Below are 1,452 nucleotides of genomic sequence, written 5' to 3'. Positions count from 1 at the left end.
TCACCTCCTAATGATGTTGTCAAGCTGCCGTTGTGACCGGGAGTCCGTCTTGGTAGCACCGTCCGTCACGGATGAGGGCCCAGAGGACGTTTACTCGCCGACGGGCCAGAGCGAGGACGGCCTGGACGTGTCGTTTGCCTTCGGCACGCTTGCGTTCGTAGAAGCGCCGGGAGGCATCGCAGTTGCGGATGCTGATCAGCGCGGAGGTGTAGAAGACCCGTTGGAGGCCGCGGTGGTAGCGCCGAGGCCGGTGCAGGTTGCCGTTGACGCTGCCCGAGTCCCGGGGCGTCGGAGCGACGCCGGCCATGCTGGCCAGCCGGTCGGCGGAGCCGTAGCGGTTCATGTCGCCGGCGGTCGCGGCGAGGAACTCGGCGCCCATCAGCGGGCCGATGCCGGGCATGCTCTCGATCACTTCGGCGAGGTCGTGCTCGCGAAACCGGGCCGCAATGAGCTTGTCGATGTCGGCAAGTTGCTCGTTGAGGCCCATCACCTCCTTGGCCAGGGTGTGGATCACCTGCGCGGTGATCCTCTCCCCGGGAAGCGCGGTGTGCTGCCGGCCGGCCGCTTCGAGAGCGGCTTCGGCCAGGGCCTCGGCGCCGCGGACCTTGCGGTTGCGCAGCCAGGTCTCCAGCCGCTTGCGGCCGGTCCGGCGCAGTGCGGCAGGGGTCTGATAGCCGGTCAACAGGATCAGCGGGCCGGCATTGCCCAGATCGAGAACGCGTTCCAGAGCGGGAAAGATACTGGTCAGCTGGCCGCGCAGGCGGTTGATCCGCCGGGTGCGGTCCGTATTGATGTCGGCCCGTCGGCCGGTGAGGACGCGCAGCTCGATGGCGTGCTCGTCATCGGGCCGCAGCGTGGTCAGGTCCCGGCGCATGCGGGCCTGATCGGCGATGACGACGGCGTCCTTGGCATCGGTTTTGCCGGTGCCCCGGTAGCCGGCGGAGGCGCGGTTGACCGCGAGGCCGGGTATGTAGACGAGCTGCTGGCCATGGTTGAGCAGGAGGCTGATCCACAAGGCGGCCATGCCGTCGGCGACGTCGACCGCCCAGACCACGTCCTCGTTGATGGCCATCACATCGGCGAAGAGGGCCAGGAGCTCCGGCTCGTCGTTGAGCACCCTCCGCGACAGCAGCCGTTTGCCATCGGCATCGAGCACCACGCAGTGGTGGTGGGTCTTGCCAATGTCCGTCCCCGCCCAGATACGGGCCACGTGTTCCTCCGGTCGTTCGACATGCGCTGTTCGTCCGGACGACCTCGCCAGCGTGGTCCTACTCAGCGATGCACCCGCAGGGGCCCGCAGCTCCTAATCAGCGGCCGAGTCGTCGTGAGACGCCGGGCGGCCAGGTGAGGTGAACCATCTTGTGCAACCACCTGAAAGCCATACCCGGCATCTCTGGATCTCTGGACCTTACGACGGCCCATCCAACCCACCAACAACGTAGGACCACCTGA

General features: G+C 67.3%; 1 protein-coding gene. It reads right to left on the bottom strand.

The genetic code is table 11. From position 1 onward, the window contains the following. Window positions 1–19 precede the first annotated feature (19 nt). Entirely contained in the window at window positions 20–1,210 is a 1,191-nt protein-coding gene (locus tag HCN08_RS34430; protein ID WP_167987320.1) for an IS110 family RNA-guided transposase, read from the bottom strand. Window positions 1,211–1,452 lie beyond the last annotated feature (242 nt).

It is taken from the genome of Actinacidiphila epipremni (assembly GCF_012034175.1).
Lineage (GTDB): Bacteria > Actinomycetota > Actinomycetes > Streptomycetales > Streptomycetaceae > Actinacidiphila > Actinacidiphila epipremni.
This window is presented reverse-complemented; position numbering and strand designations above follow the sequence as displayed.